Origin of the sequence: Mesobacillus subterraneus (assembly GCF_000934845.1) — a bacterium.
GTDB classification, from domain to species: Bacteria; Bacillota; Bacilli; order Bacillales; family Cytobacillaceae; genus Mesobacillus; species Mesobacillus stamsii.
In genome coordinates, this window is record NZ_JXIQ01000064.1 from 16,668 (window position 1) to 33,775 (window position 17,108).

15 protein-coding genes, 1 pseudogene and 1 other annotated feature are annotated in these 17,108 nt (G+C 44.2%); of the genes and pseudogenes, 4 read left to right on the forward strand and 12 right to left on the reverse strand.

The window, feature by feature from the left end:
- Window positions 1-32: 32 nt before the first annotated feature.
- Both UB32_RS07655 and UB32_RS07660 read right to left on the reverse strand, forming a co-directional pair.
- Window positions 33-743, reverse strand: a complete 711-nt coding sequence (locus UB32_RS07655) for a pseudouridine synthase (RefSeq protein WP_044392583.1) — start codon at window positions 741-743, stop codon at window positions 33-35.
- A gap of 86 nt (window positions 744-829) precedes the next feature.
- On the reverse strand, window positions 830-2,458 hold the full coding sequence (locus UB32_RS07660) for a putative polysaccharide biosynthesis protein (RefSeq protein WP_044392585.1): 1,629 nt from the start codon (window positions 2,456-2,458) through the stop codon (window positions 830-832).
- 228 nt (window positions 2,459-2,686) lie between these two features.
- Between UB32_RS07660 and UB32_RS07665 the strand changes: the two genes are divergently transcribed.
- On the forward strand, window positions 2,687-3,955 hold the full coding sequence (locus UB32_RS07665; RefSeq protein WP_044392587.1) for an NAD(P)/FAD-dependent oxidoreductase: 1,269 nt from the start codon (window positions 2,687-2,689) through the stop codon (window positions 3,953-3,955).
- Window positions 3,956-4,021: 66 nt separating this feature from the next.
- On the opposite strand, the gene UB32_RS07670 is transcribed toward UB32_RS07665, so the two are convergent.
- From UB32_RS07670 to leuS, 3 genes are all read right to left on the reverse strand, one after another.
- Window positions 4,022-4,207 (reverse strand): sporulation protein Cse60, encoded by a 186-nt coding sequence (locus UB32_RS07670; RefSeq protein WP_044392589.1) that lies wholly within the window; start codon window positions 4,205-4,207, stop codon window positions 4,022-4,024.
- A 55-nt stretch (window positions 4,208-4,262) separates the two neighbouring features.
- Complete coding sequence (locus UB32_RS07675; RefSeq protein WP_044392590.1) at window positions 4,263-4,574, reverse strand: rhodanese-like domain-containing protein; 312 nt, start codon at window positions 4,572-4,574, stop codon at window positions 4,263-4,265.
- A gap of 152 nt (window positions 4,575-4,726) precedes the next feature.
- Complete coding sequence (leuS, locus tag UB32_RS07680; protein WP_044392591.1) at window positions 4,727-7,141, reverse strand: leucine--tRNA ligase; 2,415 nt, start codon at window positions 7,139-7,141, stop codon at window positions 4,727-4,729.
- An 80-nt stretch (window positions 7,142-7,221) separates the two neighbouring features.
- Window positions 7,222-7,443 (reverse strand) — a binding site (T-box leader).
- Window positions 7,444-7,767: 324 nt separating this feature from the next.
- Here leuS and UB32_RS07685 point away from each other — a divergent pair.
- Entirely contained in the window at window positions 7,768-8,736 is a 969-nt protein-coding gene (locus UB32_RS07685; RefSeq protein WP_044392593.1) for a nuclease-related domain-containing protein, read from the forward strand.
- A gap of 161 nt (window positions 8,737-8,897) precedes the next feature.
- Here the strand turns inward: UB32_RS07685 and UB32_RS07690 are convergent, their stop codons facing one another.
- The 7 genes and pseudogenes from UB32_RS07690 to UB32_RS07725 all read right to left on the reverse strand — a co-directional run bounded on the left by UB32_RS07690 (window position 8,898) and on the right by UB32_RS07725 (window position 15,226).
- Window positions 8,898-9,674 carry a 3-hydroxybutyrate dehydrogenase gene (locus UB32_RS07690; RefSeq protein ID WP_044392595.1) on the reverse strand — a complete coding sequence of 259 codons (777 nt, stop codon included), beginning with the start codon at window positions 9,672-9,674 and terminating at the stop codon, window positions 8,898-8,900.
- Window positions 9,675-9,689: 15 nt separating this feature from the next.
- Window positions 9,690-11,009 (reverse strand): GntP family permease, encoded by a 1,320-nt coding sequence (locus UB32_RS07695; protein ID WP_044392596.1) that lies wholly within the window; start codon window positions 11,007-11,009, stop codon window positions 9,690-9,692.
- A 329-nt stretch (window positions 11,010-11,338) separates the two neighbouring features.
- Window positions 11,339-12,704 (reverse strand): annotated as a pseudogene (locus UB32_RS07700) (sigma-54 interaction domain-containing protein).
- Window positions 12,705-12,786: 82 nt separating this feature from the next.
- Window positions 12,787-13,314, reverse strand: a complete 528-nt coding sequence (locus tag UB32_RS20695) for a CueP family metal-binding protein (RefSeq protein WP_277813879.1) — start codon at window positions 13,312-13,314, stop codon at window positions 12,787-12,789.
- A gap of 81 nt (window positions 13,315-13,395) precedes the next feature.
- A complete protein-coding gene (locus UB32_RS07715; protein ID WP_044392600.1) occupies window positions 13,396-14,580 on the reverse strand; it encodes an MDR family MFS transporter in 1,185 nt (394 codons plus the stop codon).
- Between the two features lie 183 nt (window positions 14,581-14,763).
- Entirely contained in the window at window positions 14,764-14,943 is a 180-nt protein-coding gene (locus UB32_RS07720; protein WP_044392601.1) for a hypothetical protein, read from the reverse strand.
- A 19-nt stretch (window positions 14,944-14,962) separates the two neighbouring features.
- The gene (locus tag UB32_RS07725; RefSeq protein ID WP_044392602.1) at window positions 14,963-15,226 is read right to left on the reverse strand and encodes a YtzC family protein; all 264 of its coding nucleotides are present in this window, start codon (window positions 15,224-15,226) and stop codon (window positions 14,963-14,965) included.
- A 229-nt stretch (window positions 15,227-15,455) separates the two neighbouring features.
- On the opposite strand from UB32_RS07725, the gene UB32_RS07730 reads away from it, so the two are divergent.
- Both UB32_RS07730 and UB32_RS07735 read left to right on the forward strand, forming a co-directional pair.
- On the forward strand, window positions 15,456-16,424 hold the full coding sequence (locus tag UB32_RS07730; RefSeq protein WP_044392603.1) for a TIGR01212 family radical SAM protein: 969 nt from the start codon (window positions 15,456-15,458) through the stop codon (window positions 16,422-16,424).
- Complete coding sequence (locus UB32_RS07735) at window positions 16,421-16,993, forward strand: class I SAM-dependent methyltransferase (RefSeq protein WP_044392604.1); 573 nt, start codon at window positions 16,421-16,423, stop codon at window positions 16,991-16,993. The genes UB32_RS07730 and UB32_RS07735 overlap by 4 nt, the downstream gene beginning before the upstream one ends.
- Window positions 16,994-17,108: the final 115 nt, after the last annotated feature.

Here is a 17,108-nt window from a genome sequence, read left to right on the forward strand (position 1 = left end):
GCCGAGGGAGTTCCAAGGCGATTTTTTATCTTTCATAAGTTTTGCAGCAGGTCGATTTCTTCGTCTGTCAGCTCTCTGTACTCTCCTAGCTCAAGCGTTTCATCCAGCTGCAGTGGGCCCATCGAGATTCTCTTCAAGTAAACGACCCTCTTCCCTACCGCAAGGAACATTCGCTTCACCTGATGAAACTTCCCTTCGATGATCGTCAACTCGATGTCCGAAGTCAAGCCTGATTTTACGATGACAAGCTTTCCAGGTTTCGTCTTATACCCGTCATCAAGAGTGACTCCCTGCTTGAAGGACACTATATCCTGTTCCGTTACTTCTCCCTCAATCACTGCAAAATACGTTTTTGGCACATGCTGTTTCGGTGACAACAGCCGATGGGACAGCTGTCCATCATTCGTGAGTAATAAAAGGCCTTCCGTATCCTTATCAAGCCTACCGACTGGAAAAGGCTCAAACACCAAATCCTCCGCTTCAAGCAGGTTGATGACCGTCTCCTCATGGCTGTCTTCCGTAGCGGAAATGACGCCAGGCGGCTTATTCATCATCAAATAGATAAATTCGCGATATTGAATCTCCTCTCCATTGAAAGTAATCAAGTCCTTTTTAGGATTCACATGCTGTTTGGCATCCTTAATGAATTCACCATTCACTTTAACAGCACCATCTTTTAAAAGCTTCTTCACCTCTTTCCTGCTCCCGTATCCAAGGTTGGCAAGCACCTTATCTATTCTCATCGTATCCCTCCCGTTTTCACATGGGCATAGGCCCATTCCAATTTCTTGTTCGCTTTCCTATAAGGATGCAGCGAAGCCCATTTCAATTAAATGGGAAGCCTTAATTTTCGCTTGATTTGCGCAACGCGCTCCCCGAACAGCCTGTCCAGCAGTTTTGTTCGGAATCCCAGATAAAAGTACACAGCAGCACCTACAATAGCAGAAATAAGAATGAGCAAAATCGAATGGAACTTGCTGGCCGGTGACATAAACTGAACAAGCACACGATAAAAAGCGGCTGTTGCCCCTGCCATCAATCCCGAAAACACAAGGATTAGGACAATTCTCCTCGTTACAAAACCCATTGGATATTTTGCGAATTTTTTAATAACTAGCATATTGATGATGATTGCGACCAAATAGCCTAGTGCAGTCGAAATCACAGCCCCCTGCGTTTCAAACAGCTTGATCAATGGAATGTTCAGGCTCAGCTTCACCAACAATCCCGTCAGCAGGCTTAAAATCGTAAAGCGCTGCTCATTGATCCCTTGCAGGATTGCTGCAGTTACGGAAAATAGTGCAAACAGAATCGCAACTGGCGCGTACGTTGCCAATACTTCTGTTCCTAGATCATTATGCGCATAGAAAACAGTGTACATTGGTTCCGCTAGCAGGGCAATGCCAACTGCAGCTGGGACTGTCAGATACATCAGTACCTGGAAGGTTTGATCAAGCTGCCTCCTCATTCCCTTACGGTCGTTTGCTGTAAAAGCTGTCGTGATGCTTGGAACAAGTGTCAATGAAAAGGCCGTGGCCAATGAGACAGGAATAATCACCAATTTATGGGATTGGAAATTCAGCACAGAAAACGCAGTATTCGCTTCATTCTGGCTATTGCCAATTGCAATCATTGCTCGGTTGAATGTCATCATATCAACAAATTGGAAAAGCGGATTAGCAATGCCCACAAAGACAAACGGCGCTGCATAAACAAGTATTTCCTTATAGATTTTCTTTAAAGGCACATCCAATGTTTTTTTGTCTTCTGCCAGTAATTGATCCAAATGCGGTTTCCTTTTGACCCAATACCAGCCTAGCACCCCTAGACTGCCAAGTGCACCAATGAACGCTGCAAACGTAGCTACACTGACAGCGGTCACCATATCCCCATCCATTACGTTCAGCACAAAAAAAGCACCTGCAAGCACGAAGGCAATCCTGACAATTTGCTCCACCACTTGAGAGACAGCTGAAGGACCCATCGATTGATGACCCTGAAAGAATCCGCGGATCAAACTCATAAATGGAACAACGATCAGCGCAAAACTGACTGCCCGGATAACGGTTGTCACATCCTCAGCCGTTATTTTCGCCTGATCTTCCCCACTCGTGTTCATGACAATCTCCGCCAGACCCGGGGCCGTTCCATACATGATCAAGAACGAGAAAACACCTGTCGCCAGCATGACAGCGACTCCTGATTTAAACAACTTCCTGCCGACAGCATACTCTTCAAGTGCATTATATTTTGCTATGAACTTTGAAACAGCCAACGGCACACCAGCCGTTGCAATACTTATAAAAATGGTATACGGAATATAAGAGAAAGAATATAAGGCGGTCCCATAATCTCCGACGATGGCAAAAAAGGGAATAACATAAAACAACCCAATCACCTTGGATAAAATGGTGCCAACCGTCAGTATGAACGTCCCACGCAATAGCTTAGATGACATATAATCCCTACTTTTCAATCTATAAAATAAAATCGGTTTACAAACTTTTATATTACCATAAACATGAGCCGATACAGTGATAATTATCAATTTCTTGCCTTCCTAGTTTACTCTTTCTTCAGCCCGACTGCCAGTTTTCAGGGTGAAGAACAGAAAGGGAAATGTTTTTAAAGAAGATGTATTATAATAAGAAAAGCGCAAACAGAAATTTTATAAGTTGGTGAAGCGATGAAATACGATGTAATTGTCCTAGGCGGAGGTCCGTCTGGGTTGATGGCTGCAATTGCTGCTGGCGAGCAGAATGCAAAAGTGATGCTCATCGATAAAGGGGACAAGCTCGGCCGCAAGCTGGCGATTTCCGGGGGCGGACGCTGCAATGTGACCAACCGCCTTCCAGTCGACGAAATCATTAAACATATACCCGGAAATGGGCGGTTCTTATACAGTGCGTTCTCCATTTTCAGCAATGAAGACATCATTTCCTTTTTCGAAGGCCTAGGGATTAAGCTTAAGGAAGAAGATCATGGCAGGATGTTCCCTGTCTCCAATAAAGCTCAATCCGTTGTTGATGCGCTTTTATCTAAGCTTAAAGATTTAAAAGTGGAAATTAAGACGAACACCCCCGTGGCAGACGTACATTACAGAGAAGGAAGCGTACAATCAGTTGAACTAAAGAATGGAGAAAGGATTTCTGCAGACAGCATCATTATTGCCGTCGGCGGAAAATCTGTCCCCCATACCGGTTCGACTGGCGATGGATATGCATGGGCCGAGAAAGCCGGTCATACCATTACTACCCTATTCCCAACAGAAGTCCCTGTAACCTCTTCTGAACCTTTTATAAAGGAGAAAGTTTTGCAAGGACTTTCGCTAAGGGGAATCGCACTTAGCGTCCTTAATCCAAAAGGGAAACCACTGATTACTCACAAAATGGATATGATTTTCACCCACTTCGGCGTCAGCGGTCCAGCGGTCCTCCGCTGCAGCCAGTTTGTCGTCAAAGCGATGCAAAAATGGAATCTAAAAGAGGTTGTCCTGTCTCTGGATGCCCTGCCCGAGATGAAAGAAGAAGAAGTTTTCCAAGAAATTACTAAATTGATACAAGCCGAGCCAAAAAAAGCGATGAAAAATTTACTTAAAGGACTATTGCCTGAACGTTATCTATTGTTCCTGCTGGAGCGCAATGAAATCGATCCTGCAGTCCAGGGCGGTCAACTTGGCCGTGAAAAAATCAGGAGTTTTGCGAAAACAATCAAGCAATTCGAATTCAAAGTCAACGGTACCTTGCCGCTTGATAAAGCCTTCGTCACCGGAGGCGGCGTCTCCATCAAAGAAATCGAACCGCAAACCATGGCATCTAAGAAAGCAGCTGGCCTGTACTTCTGCGGTGAAATCCTCGATATCCACGGATATACGGGCGGTTACAATATTACCTCAGCACTTGTCACCGGAAGACTTGCCGGGACAAACGCAGTCCAGTTTGCACTGCAAAAATAGAGTTGGAAAACTTAGTGTCCGTCATGGCCTTACTTTTTCACATAAAAAACAGAGCCTGAGTAATTTTCAGGCTCTGTACACAACCATGGCGGAAAAGCAGTAGATCTGCTCTTCTTCCTCTTCTTCCGGGATGACGGCGACATTGTATTTAATGTCCACTAGTTTTTTTTCATCTAGCTTTTCAAGAAATACGTTCATGTCCTGTTCTAGATCTTTTTCATGCTCATGATCAAACACTCTGACCTGGATCAAGGGAATCTTCCTTCCTTTTTACCACCATCTTTGCCAGAATGTCAGAATTTTATAATTAAGGACGTTTTGTTTCTCCGCTCCAGCTCATCATGCCGCCAATCATATTGCGGACTTTGAATCCTTGCTGGTTCATGAAGTGGCAGACATTGCCGCTGCGTGCGCTTGATCGGCAAATGAAAATGTATTCTTTGTCCTTATCGAATTCGTTCAGTCTTTCCGGTATTTCGCCCATCGGGATATGCTTTGCTCCCGGTATCATACCGAATGCTACCTCGTCATGTTCCCGTACGTCTACCATTTCAAGCTTTTCGCCTGCTTCCAATTTCTTTTGAAGTTCTTGAGGTGAAATTGTTTCGATTTTATTCATAAATTATTTCCTCCATTTTTAAAAAAATTGATGTTAAAGTATTTTCCCCTATTTATTATATAAAAACTCTTTTTATATTACAAAGAAAAAACCTCATGGGGTATTTATTTTTCTGTAACAAAGGATCGCCATGGCGATCCTTTGTAAACGAATTAGTTAGCAACAATGTTGACAAGCTTCCCTGGGACTGCAATTACCTTGCGGACTGTCTTGCCATTGATTTGTTCTTTAACGGTATTATCGCCCATCGCGATTTGCTCAAGCGTTTCTCTGTTGGCATCGGCGGGTACCATCATTTTTGCTTTGATCTTGCCGTTCACCTGGACTACGATTTCGACTTCGTCTTCGACTAGCTTGGCTTCATCATATGCAGGCCATGCTGCATAAGTGATCGACTCGCTATGTCCTAGCTTTTCCCAAAGTTCTTCCGTGATATGCGGTGCGATTGGCGCAAGCATTTTCACGAATCCTTCGACATAAGGCTTAGGAAGCTCCTCAGCCTTATACGCTTCGTTTATAAAAATCATCATTTGGGAGATTGCAGTATTGAACCGAAGTCCTTCATAAGCTTCCGTTACCTTTTTAACCGTCTGGTGGTAGACTCTTTCAAGATTCGGGTTTTCCGCGTCCTTGATTTTCAAGCTCAGGTTGCCATTGTCTTCAACGAATAGGCGCCAGATGCGGTCAAGGAACCGACGCGAACCGTCAAGCCCATTGGCTGACCATGCAATTGAAGCATCAAGCGGTCCCATGAACATTTCATAAAGGCGTAGTGTATCGGCACCATGGCTTCCGACGATTTCATCCGGGTTGACTACATTGCCTTTTGATTTGCTCATTTTTTCATTGTTTTCGCCAAGGATCATCCCTTGGTTGAAAAGCTTCTGAAATGGCTCTTTTGTATGAACAACGCCTAAATCGTACAGGACCTTGTGCCAGAAACGAGCGTAAAGCAAGTGCAGAACTGCATGTTCTGCTCCTCCAATATAAATATCAACAGGCAGCCATTGCTTTAATTTTTCTTCATCTGCAAGTGCCTGATCATTTTTCGGATCAATGTAGCGCAGGTAGTACCAGCAGCTGCCAGCCCATTGCGGCATCGTATTCGTTTCCCTGCGCCCTTTTTTGCCCGTTTTAGAATCGATGACATTCACCCAGCCATCAATATTGGCAAGCGGGGACTCACCTGTACCGGATGGCTTTATTTCCGTTGTTTTTGGAAGGACAAGCGGCAGCTGATCTTCTGGAACAGCTGTCATGGTGCCATCTTCCCAGTGGATGATTGGAATCGGCTCGCCCCAATAACGCTGGCGGCTGAACAACCAGTCGCGAAGGCGGTAAGTAACCTTCTTGTTGCCAATGCCTTTTTCTTCAAGCCAGGCAATCATCTTGCTGATGGCATCTTCCTTGTTCATGCCGTTAAGGAATTCAGAGTTTACGTGATCACCGTCGCCAGTATACGCTTCTTCCTGGACGTTTCCGCCGGCCACGACTTCCTTGATTTCTAAATTGAATTTTTTAGCAAACTCGTAGTCACGCTCATCATGCGCAGGAACTGCCATGATCGCGCCTGTTCCGTATGATACAAGAACATAGTCTGCGATCCAGACTGGCATTTTTTCGCCATTGGCTGGATTGATCGCGAACGCACCGGTGAACACACCAGTTTTGTCTTTGGCTAGATCGGTGCGCTCTAAGTCACTCTTGCTCTTGATTTCATCGATATATTTTTCGACAGCAGCCTTTTGCTCAGCTGTTGTAATTTTATCCACCAGCTGGTGTTCGGGTGCAAGCACTGCATAAGTTGCACCGAATAGTGTATCCGGACGAGTTGTGAACACCGTAAATGTATCCTGATTGCCTTCGATATGGAAGGTGATTTCTGCCCCTTCTGAACGGCCAATCCAGTTGCGTTGCATATCCTTTAGGCTTTCCGGCCAATCAAGTAAATCTAGATCCTCCAGCAGCCGATCTGCGTAGGCAGTGATTTTAAGCATCCACTGTCTCATCGGACGGCGCTCGACCGGATGTCCACCGCGCTCACTTTTTCCATCGATTACTTCTTCGTTCGCTAAAACGGTTCCAAGTGCTGGACACCAGTTAACAGCGACTTCGTCAATATAAGCAAGCCCCTTTTCATAAAGCTTCAGGAAAATCCACTGAGTCCACTTATAGTATTCAGGGTCCGTTGTGTTGACTTCGCGGTCCCAGTCGTATGAAAACCCTAATGCCTTGATTTGGCGGCGAAAAGTGTTGATGTTTTTCTCTGTGAACTCGGCCGGGTCATTCCCAGTGTCCAGTGCATATTGCTCTGCCGGCAGTCCAAACGCATCCCAGCCCATTGGATGGAGAACGTTGAATCCTTGCATCCTTTTCATCCGGGAAAGGATATCCGTCGCTGTGTACCCTTCCGGATGGCCTACGTGCAGGCCGGCTCCAGATGGATACGGGAACATATCCAGCGCATAGAACTTCTCTTTGCCTTTATCTTCCGTTGTTTTAAACGTTTTGTTCTGTTCCCAATGCGATTGCCATTTTTTTTCGATTTCCTGGTGGTTAAAACTCATCGTAACTGTCCTCCTGTTTGGTTTCGATTTATTTTAGCGAATGAATTTTCTTCAAAAAAAATAAAAAACTCCCGCCCCTGTAAAGGGACGAGAGATAATGTATGATCTCCCGCGGTACCACCCAAATTAGTGTGCAACACTCGCTTCATTCACCCTTAACGCGGAAAAACGGCAAACGCTACTTGTTGGTTCACGTCTGCAACTCAAAGGCGAGTTCATGATGGATCCTGTCTGGCTTGCAGCGACCGCCAGCTCTCTACATCAGGCTTTGCACCATTACTACTCCTTGTCGAAGTCTTTCATTATGAATATAGAGTTATTGTAATAAAATTTCCCTGCGGATGCAAGCAGGGGTGGAAATAAATGATTACGAAAGATAGTTTATGAATGGTGGATAGGATTTGTGTAGGAATGGTCTCTTGTTTTGGAAAAAATCGCGCGGAATTTCCAGTTCGCGGAATCATGGGGGATTTTCGCGGAATCCACTGACACTTTCGCGGAATTATGAGTAGTTTTCGAGGAATAAACCTACTATATCGCGGGATTCCCCTTTTCCTTGTAAAAATAAAGGAATTTAAGATGCGATAACGAATGTATTTAGTAATACTTAATATGGAGTGATGCAAGTGATTGCAAAATATCGTACGATACCCATGGAAATCCTCATTTATGAAGCCATTACCCGCCGTTTGCCTGACCACCACCCTCGAAAACCAGAATTCCTCTCCAAACTAAACCGCTGGAAAGCTGGTTATAAAGGGGAAAAAGAAGTAGATTACTTTTTATCTCTGTTTCCCGACGATGACTTAACGATTTTTCAGTATCTCAGGCTCCCTCACCAAAACGGTCACTTCCAAATTGATACTTTGATCATCAGCAACTGGTTTATAGCAATCATTGAATCTAAGAATTTGGCAGGCACAATTGAAGTGGATCCTGAATTGGATCAATTGCTCCAAAACTTCGATGGTTCAGAAAAGGCTTATAGCAACCCAATTTTACAAGCTGAAATTCAAAGGTCTCACCTCGCCAAGTGGCTTCTCAAACATCAACTTCCACTGCCTCCAATAGAAATTTTTGTTACAATCAGCAATCCCCAGACGATCATCAAAAATCCTGCCCATCACAAAGAAGTAGCCCATAGAATATGCCGTGCAGCAAGAATTCCTTTCAGGATATCCACTTTAAAGTTAAAACACACTACAGAAAAACTAACTAAGAAGGATGTAAAAAAAGTCACCAGGTTGCTGCTAAAACATCATGAACCATTCATCCCAGATCCCCCATCCTTCCATATCCCCCTGGATCTTATCACTGGTGTCCAATGCCCTCATTGCCAAACTTTCAGAATGGAGCGCATCCACGGGACCTGGTTATGCCAAAAATGTGGGAAGACAGCACGGGAAGCACATAAGACTGCTGTGAAAGATTATTTTCTTTTATATAGTCCTATTTTATCCAATATCCACTTGAGGAACTTCCTCCATATTAATTCAGAGGATACTGCCACACGAATCCTCCATTCAATGAATCTTCTTATAAATGGCACCACCAAAAACAGAACCTATTCTCCTCCAAAAGATTTTTTTAGCTGATCATCGCCCATCTGCTCGGAGATTTGCACCATTTTTACCGAATTAATAGAATCATATAACAAGCAGCCGCTTAATGGGCTGCTCGTTATAAAGGCGATATGGAAATTCCATTTCGGTTACTGATGGATTTTTCTATGATGCGCTCTTCCTACTGGATTTTTTCATTGAATCGTATATCCGCCATCAATGACCGCAGCCTGGCCGGTGATTCCTTTCGCAGAATCACTAGCAAGGAACAGCACATAATTGGCGATTTCTTCGACAGCCAGCAGGCGTTTCTGCGGAACTAGCGGGAAAATTACTTCTTCAAGAACTTTTTCCAGTGGGACGTTCCTTGTTTCCGCAAGACTGGATAGCTGATTGAGGACTAACGGAGTATCGACATACCCCGGGCAGACTGCGTTTACTGTTATCCCGTGCTGTGCTGTTTCAAGGGCGGCCACCTTTGTCAGCCCGATTACCCCATGCTTGGCACTGTTGTAAGCTGCTTTACCTGCAAAACCGACAAGCCCATTAATGGATGCGATGTTGATCACCCGGCCAAAACCTTGCTTTTTCATGACTGGCAGGACATGCTTTAATGTCACAAAAGATGCAGTCAACATGACCTTGATCAACAGCTCGAATTTTTCGGTCGGAAAGTCTTCAATCATCGATACATATTGCAGGCCTGCGTTATTAATGAGAACATCGACACTGCCAAAGTGCTCAACACATTTCACCACTGCGATTTCGATGTCTTTTTCATTGGTAACATCACATTTTAGACCATAAGCTTCGTACCCTGATTCCCGCAGGCTCTTGGCTGCTTTTTTTACAGCGTCTTCTTGTAAATCTGTCAAAAAAACTTTCCCGCCATGTTCAGCAAAACTCTTTCCAATCTCAAACCCAATCCCCTGGGCGGCCCCGGTGATCAGAACTACTTTGTTTTTTACCATTGGGGAACCCCTTTCTTATATGCCTAATCCAAGTGAGAAAAGAACGATCGCAATTGCCACACCAATTACCGGCACAATGACGGTTACTGCAGCCACCGGATTATACGCGTCCTGATGGGACTCGCCACAGATGGCCCGGACAGTTGTAACAACATAGCCATTATGCGGAAGTGAATCGAGTGCCCCGGAGGATATTGCCGCTACCCGATGCAGCGCTTCCGGGTTGACTCCCATATCCAAATAATGCGGAGCAAGCAGAGGCAGGGCAATTGCCTGGCCGCCTGACGCAGATCCTGTCATCCCGGCAATGGCGCTGACTGCAATCGCCGCACCAATCAGCGGGCTTCCAGGAATATTGGTCATCGTATCAACAGCTACCTGGAATGCAGGAACGGCTTTCGCGACTCCGCCGAAGCCTACAACAGCAGCTGTGTTGCCAATTGCGATCAAAGCACCCATTGTTCCTTCCGATAGGGCCTCCCAAAAATTCTTGAAATACTTGCGGTTTAGCAAATAGGCTGATACCACTCCTCCAAGTAGAGCAATAATAAGCGCGGATTGCTTCAATGAATCATGGAACACGAATGAGATGACTAATACCACAACTAAAGGAATAAGCCCCATAAGAGGATGTGGCATCTCCCGTTTTTCCATTGTTGGATCTGTCTTCCTTGCTTCAAACTTTTCTCCTCTTGCGATAGCTTTTGTGATCATTCGTTTTAGCCACCAGTAACCAAAAATCATCATAAAGACGGCAACAATCGCACTGACCTCCCAGCCTGCAAACGGAGAAGTATGGAGGAACTCAATTGGAATCCAGTTTTGAATTTCCGGAGAACCAGCGGAAGTCATCGTAAAGGTCACCGAACCGAAGGCAAGTGCTGCCGGAATAAATCGTCTTGGCAAATTCGCCTGTCTGAACAAGCTCAAGGCCATAGGATAAACAGAAAATGCTACAACGAACAAGCTGACTCCGCCATAAGTCAACACTGCACAGGCAATGACGATCGCAAGCACTGCATACTTCATCCCCAGCTTTTCGACGATGTATTCAGAGACGCTGTCAGCGGCACCGCTATCTTCCATCACCTTGCCAAAAATTGCTCCAAGCAAAAACATCATGTACCAGGCAGTAACAAATCCCGAAAACCCAGCCATATAATTGCCGACAAAGTTGGCCGCCCCCTCCTCGACCAGCTGCGGAAACAATGGCATTCCGCTAAACACAGCTACAAATAACGCAGAAATTGGTCCGACAATTAGCAGATTCATCCCCCTCATCGTCAAATAAATCAATAACGCCAGACCGCCAATTAATCCAATCATGCTCAGCATACTTTTTCCCCCTTGTTTTTTAAAATGAACATCACCTGCACTGCCCTCCTTTTTTGATAACGCTTACATAAATGGTGAATAAAATTGCTGTCTATCTATAATGCAACTTTTGTGCCAATTTTTAACGGCTTATTTATTCTGAATTTTCAGTCGTTATAGTCCGGATTTCTGGACTCTCGTTTATTTTTGCATTTTATATTAATAGATTCGAAATGTCCTTCCCTATCCATAACTTGTTGGTTTTTTACCTTTTACACAGTAAATAACTTCTCTTATATACTAGAGAAAAAGAAAGTCCGGAAATTCGGACGGGATTCCGAACTTCCGGACTACAGGAGCCCGTATTTATGAAGTTTTTCATAGAGTGTTGATCTGCTGATCCCCAGTTCCCTGCAAACTTGGACTTTATCGTCATTATTTTCCTCTAGACTTTGCCTCAGTACCCATTTTTCTGTTTCTTCCATAATGTCCTTGAGCTTCTTATTATTGAATCGATACATGGCAGTCTGTGTTTGCAGGTAATCCGGCAAAGAGTTCAGCGTAATCTGCTCCCCTTTTGTCAAATGGACCGCAGCTTCAATGACGTTTTCCAATTCGCGGATATTTCCTGGCCAACTATAAGACATCAAAATTCCCATGACCGTTTTTTCTATTCCGGCAATCCGCTTGCCTAACCGGTTGGTAACTTTATCAATAAAATAGGCAATCAGCAACTTTAAGTCCTCCGCTCGTTCTCTTAAAGGAGGAATATTGAATGGAACGACATTGATCCGGTAAAAAAGATCCTCTCTGAATCGCTTCTCTTCAATCATGTTTTCAAGTGGCCTGTTCGTAGCAGCGATAATTCGGACATCGACAGAAATTGATTTGGTCGACCCGATCGGTTCTATTTCCCCATCCTGCAAGGCACGCAAAAGCTTCACCTGCATACTTAGTGGCATGTCCCCAATCTCATCCAGGAAGAGGGTGCCGCCACTTGCCAGCTGGAATTTCCCCTTCTTTCCCCCTTTTTTCGCTCCTGTAAAAGCACCCTCTTCATAGCCGAACAATTCGGATTCAAGCAGGTTTTCTGGTATTGCTCCGCAGTTCACCTTGATGAAGGGCTTCTGACTTCGATTGCTTAGCTGGTGGATGCTATGAGCAAATAATTCCTTTCCTGTTCCGCTCTCTCCTCTAATCAAAATCGAAACATCACTGTTGGAAACCATTTTCACTTTTTCTTTTAAACTGACCACCAGCTGCGACTCGCCAAGGATGTCATCCAGCGTATATTTCACCCCAGAATCAATTTTTTGGATATATGGCTGCATTCTTGTAAGCAGGCTTTTTACATGACTATCCATTTTCATCCATTCCTGTGTGTCCCTGAAAAAGACCGTACCGAAAGCTGCAACTACCTCGCCATTTTTCATGATGGGTACACGATTGGCAATCATGTAACTACCTTTGATATATTGCAAATCTGCCAGTTCTTCCCTGGCCTGTCTTTGCAACAATGTGCATCCTAGTATTCTCGATCACTTGTGTCACATGCCGGCCAATCGTTTCTTCCCGATTGACCTCAAGGAATTCACAATAATTATGGTTGATGTAGATGATCCTTCCTTCCTGATCCACCACTACAAGCCACTCAAATGCATTCTCGACAATGATTTCCATAATATCAGCCGGGATAGGCAATAGCTTTGTTTTCATCATCCGTCCCCTAGTTTTTCTTTTGATTTTATCACATTTTTCTGAAAATATAAAAAAGCACCTTGAAATTAGGTGCCTTCGTCTACATTAATTGCATGTTCGTGATGCAGGTCGGATCATTTCCAAAAGTGGATATTTCCGATTCAACACTTTTCCTGTCGGATTCTATCTTTATTTTGTACTTGTGATCACGCGGAAGCCATAAATCGATGAATCCATTTTGCTGGGTCATTCTCTTTTCGTCTACGACTACGTTCCCGGCCTCATCCTCGATGTACACATCAAACTCTTTTTCAACCAATTCTCCTTGACAACCTGTCAAGCTGTGGTTGCTTCAAGGATGGGTTTGATTTTCATAAGGTGCGATGGAGACGAAGAAGTCTTCTGCGGAAATATCATAAACTTGCTTGTTTCCTGCCTTGTCGGCAATCACCAGCTCCTTAGCAGTAATGGAAGCGGTATTGCCCTCTATTTTGCCCGTGCTGTAGTCACTTACCAATTCCTTGATGTTTTGCATTTGTTTTTCAGGTTCGGCAGTATTATCGCCACTATTGCACCCAGCCAGAAAACCGGCAGCCAAAAAAACCATTCCGAGGATTTTAAATTTCAACCCATTCACCTCCTCATTCTTATTTTAAATGGAAAATATGCATTTTTCATCGAGAAAAAAGCGGAACATTGTAGCCAGCATTTACGCGCTTGCAGTGATCTTATGTGCTTCTTTCAATTTCCGATCGTATATTACGGTTGTAAAAATACCGATAAACATAATTGCGATCAGTACCGAAAATAACATGGACATTCCGTACAAATCGACTAGAATTCCGCCCATGAGCGGGCCGATCATCTTGCCGCCAGTCGCGGTACTGTTGACAATTCCTTGATAAAAACCTTCCCTGCCTTTCGGCGCCAGGTCATTTGCAATCGTCGGTACAGCCGGCCAAATCAGCATTTCTCCAATTGTCAGGATCATCATGCCTGCAATGAAACCCAAAAACACATGGGCGCCAGCAGCTACCGCATAAGAAACCATGAAAATCACCATCCCGATGATGATCTGCAGCTTTAGCTTATTCTGGAACGGCTTGATCAGCCTGTTGACAATCGGCTGGCCTAGAACAATCAATGCCCCATTGATGCTCCAGAGAATACTGTATTGATTCAGCGAAATGTTCATTTCCCGTGTATAAGCAGCAATTGTTGTTTGCCATTGAACGTATCCAACCCAGGCAAGCAAATAACCAATAGCCAGTATCAAAAGAGCATAAAGCTTGGTATGATTTTTGACAGCGCCGTTTTCCTGAAGGACATTCGTTTGCTTCGCTGCCTTGCTGTCGATCGAGCGATAGCCAAAAAGAGCGATCATCATAAAAAGTAAATACATGGCTCCGTTTGCGATGAAAATCAGCTGAAAGGAATAAGATGCGACAACCCCACCAAGCGCAGCTCCAATTGCGACTCCAAGGTTCTGGGCGACATAGATCGCGTTGAATGCTCTGCGGCCGCCTTCCTTCCAGACCGAACCCGCCATTGCATACATTGCCGGAAAGACGATTCCGGAACCAAACCCAACCAATGTCATAAAGAAGATATACTGCGGCCAGCCAGGCCAGAATGTCAAGCCAAGCAGGGCTATAATGGTAATGCTGATTCCAAGAATGATAGACTTATAACCGCCAATTTTATCAAAAAGACTGCCACCAAAAAGATTGCCAATGACGCTGGCAGCAGCATTCAACATTAATACGATTCCGGCAACAGATAATGATTTGCCGAGGTGCTCATGTATATAGATGGTATTCAAAGGCCACAAAAAAGAGGAACCAGTCACATTGACTGTCATCCCGATAATCAACAGCCACAAGGCTCTAGGCATTATAAAACGCCTTCTTTCACTAAATTAATTTGAAAAACGGGAACAATACCAATGTAATTGTAGTGGTTTTAACAGAGGGATGCAATAAGAATAAATCGAGTCATGTAAAGTTGAAATTTTCTATTTTTATTTACATAGGCTGTTGTTCCTCGCTTCCACTATGGAAGCGAGGGTGTAACCACTTTATGAAGATTGCTCTTGTTCGGGATGGAATTTTGATTTTACAGGTTGCCCGCCGCTTTGTTCATACTTCTTCTTTGATTCTTTGATTGGATCATATTCCATTCCAGCTTCAAGATCTTGGTTGTTTATTCCATTTCGGGTCTTTTGTTCCGGGTTATTTTGCTTTGAGCGTTTTTTCAAAGTTTCTCCCTCCTCGTTTTTAATGATCAAGCAATATCATATTGTTCTGAACCTGCTGTAATTGCAACCTCATCCGATGAAGCTGGTCACGCTGCTGTGCGTTTGCACTGTAGGCAAGCTTGACAAGGTCATTATAGGCAGCTTCTATCGCTTGAAGAGCTTGTGTGAAATCACTGTCCTGATCATGCTGTTGAGACGCCGCACTCTTGTATTGCTCCTGGGCAAGATTGATTGCATCCTCGCATTCCTGAAGTAGCTGGTCAACTGAGTTTCGTGTTGCCAATTTTAGCCCTCCTTTTTCTAGTGCTGAAGCAAGTCTGCTTCTTCTTTATTTTGTTCACAATCGTTTTTCCTATCACGTTTTCCTATTGTATAATATTGGGAATCACTAAGTGAAACTTTTTGTGAAGCGGTCCGTTCATTTTCTTTTGTAATCTTTTTGCAATTGGATTCACCTATTCTAAGTGGTACAATGCTTATTATTACTGACAGTTTATAAGGAGGTTGCTGGCATGAAACAAGCCAACCCTTTTCCATACGCAACTGATGATAAACGATACCATACATGGAATTACCATTTGCGGAACCAATTTGGTCATAAGGTTTTCAAGGTCGCGCTTGATGGCGGCTTTGACTGCCCGAACCGTGACGGTACGGTAGCTTACGGCGGATGCAGCTTTTGCAGCGCTGCTGGCTCAGGCGATTTTGCCGGGGACCGTGTGGAAGATCTCGGCACACAATTCAAGAAGATAAAAGAAAAAATGCATACAAAATGGAAAGATGGCAAGTATATGGCTTATTTTCAAGCTTTCACCAATACCCACGCACCTGTTGAGATTTTGCGTGAAAAATACGAAACCATTTTGAAGGAGGAAGGGGTCGTTGGCCTTTCGATTGCGACCAGGCCTGATTGCCTGCCAGACGATGTGGTGGAATACCTTGCTGAACTGAATGAACGTACATATTTATGGGTGGAGCTTGGTCTTCAGACTGTTCATGAAAAAACAGCCAATTTAATCAACCGGGCTCATGATTATCAGACATACAAAGAAGGAGTGGCCAAGCTCCGCAAGCACGATATCAACGTCTGTTCTCATATCATTAACGGATTGCCTCTGGAAACACCGGAAATGATGATGGAAACTGCCCAAGAAGTCGCCAAGCTTGATGTCCAAGGCATCAAAATCCATCTTCTCCATTTGCTGAAGGGTACCCCAATGGTCAAGCAGTATGAAAAAGGGATGCTTGAATTCCTTAGCTTTGAGAATTATGTAAAATTAGTCTGTGACCAGCTAGAAATCCTCCCTCCGGAAATGATCATCCACAGAATCACAGGAGACGGCCCAATTGAATTGATGGTCGGCCCAATGTGGAGCGTCAACAAATGGGAAGTGCTAAATGCGATAGACAAGGAAATGAAACGCCGCAACAGTTGGCAAGGAAAATTCTATACTGGAAACAAAGTGGTGGTCGAAAAATGAAGCTTGAGAAGGTTCTTCCTTTTGCACGAAAGCTCCTTGAACTTGCGGTTAAACCAGGGGATATCGCTGTGGATGCAACTGTCGGAAATGGAAATGATACAATATTTTCAGCAAATCTCGCAGGTCCTTCCGGTCGTATTTACGGCTTTGACATTCAGGACCAAGCACTTATGACCAGCAAAACAAAGCTCCGGGAGCACAAACTGCAGGATCAGGTTACCCTGTTCCACACTGGACATGAGAATATCTCAGAATACATTCCTCCCCTTCATTTTGGCAAAATAACCGCTGCAGTTTTCAATCTTGGTTATTTGCCAGGAGGAGACAAAAACATTGTCACCGTACACGAAAAAACCATAATGGCCATTGATCAGCTGCTTGAAATCATGGCACCAGAGGGCATCATCGTGATCGTGGTTTACCATGGACACCCGGAAGGCAAAGTAGAACGGGAATATTTATTGCGTTATGTAAAATCACTGGATCAAAACACCGCCCACGTTTTAGAGTATAAATTCCTGAACCAAAAGAACAATCCGCCATTTATTATTGCGATAGAGAAGATATAAGCGAAGTTCCCTGAAATGGGAGCTTTTTTTATTCGGTTGACAGTGCACGGGCACATAATTGCCTTTTATGTGACCGTTAATCGGGCTTTCTCCTGTTCACGGGCACATAATTGCC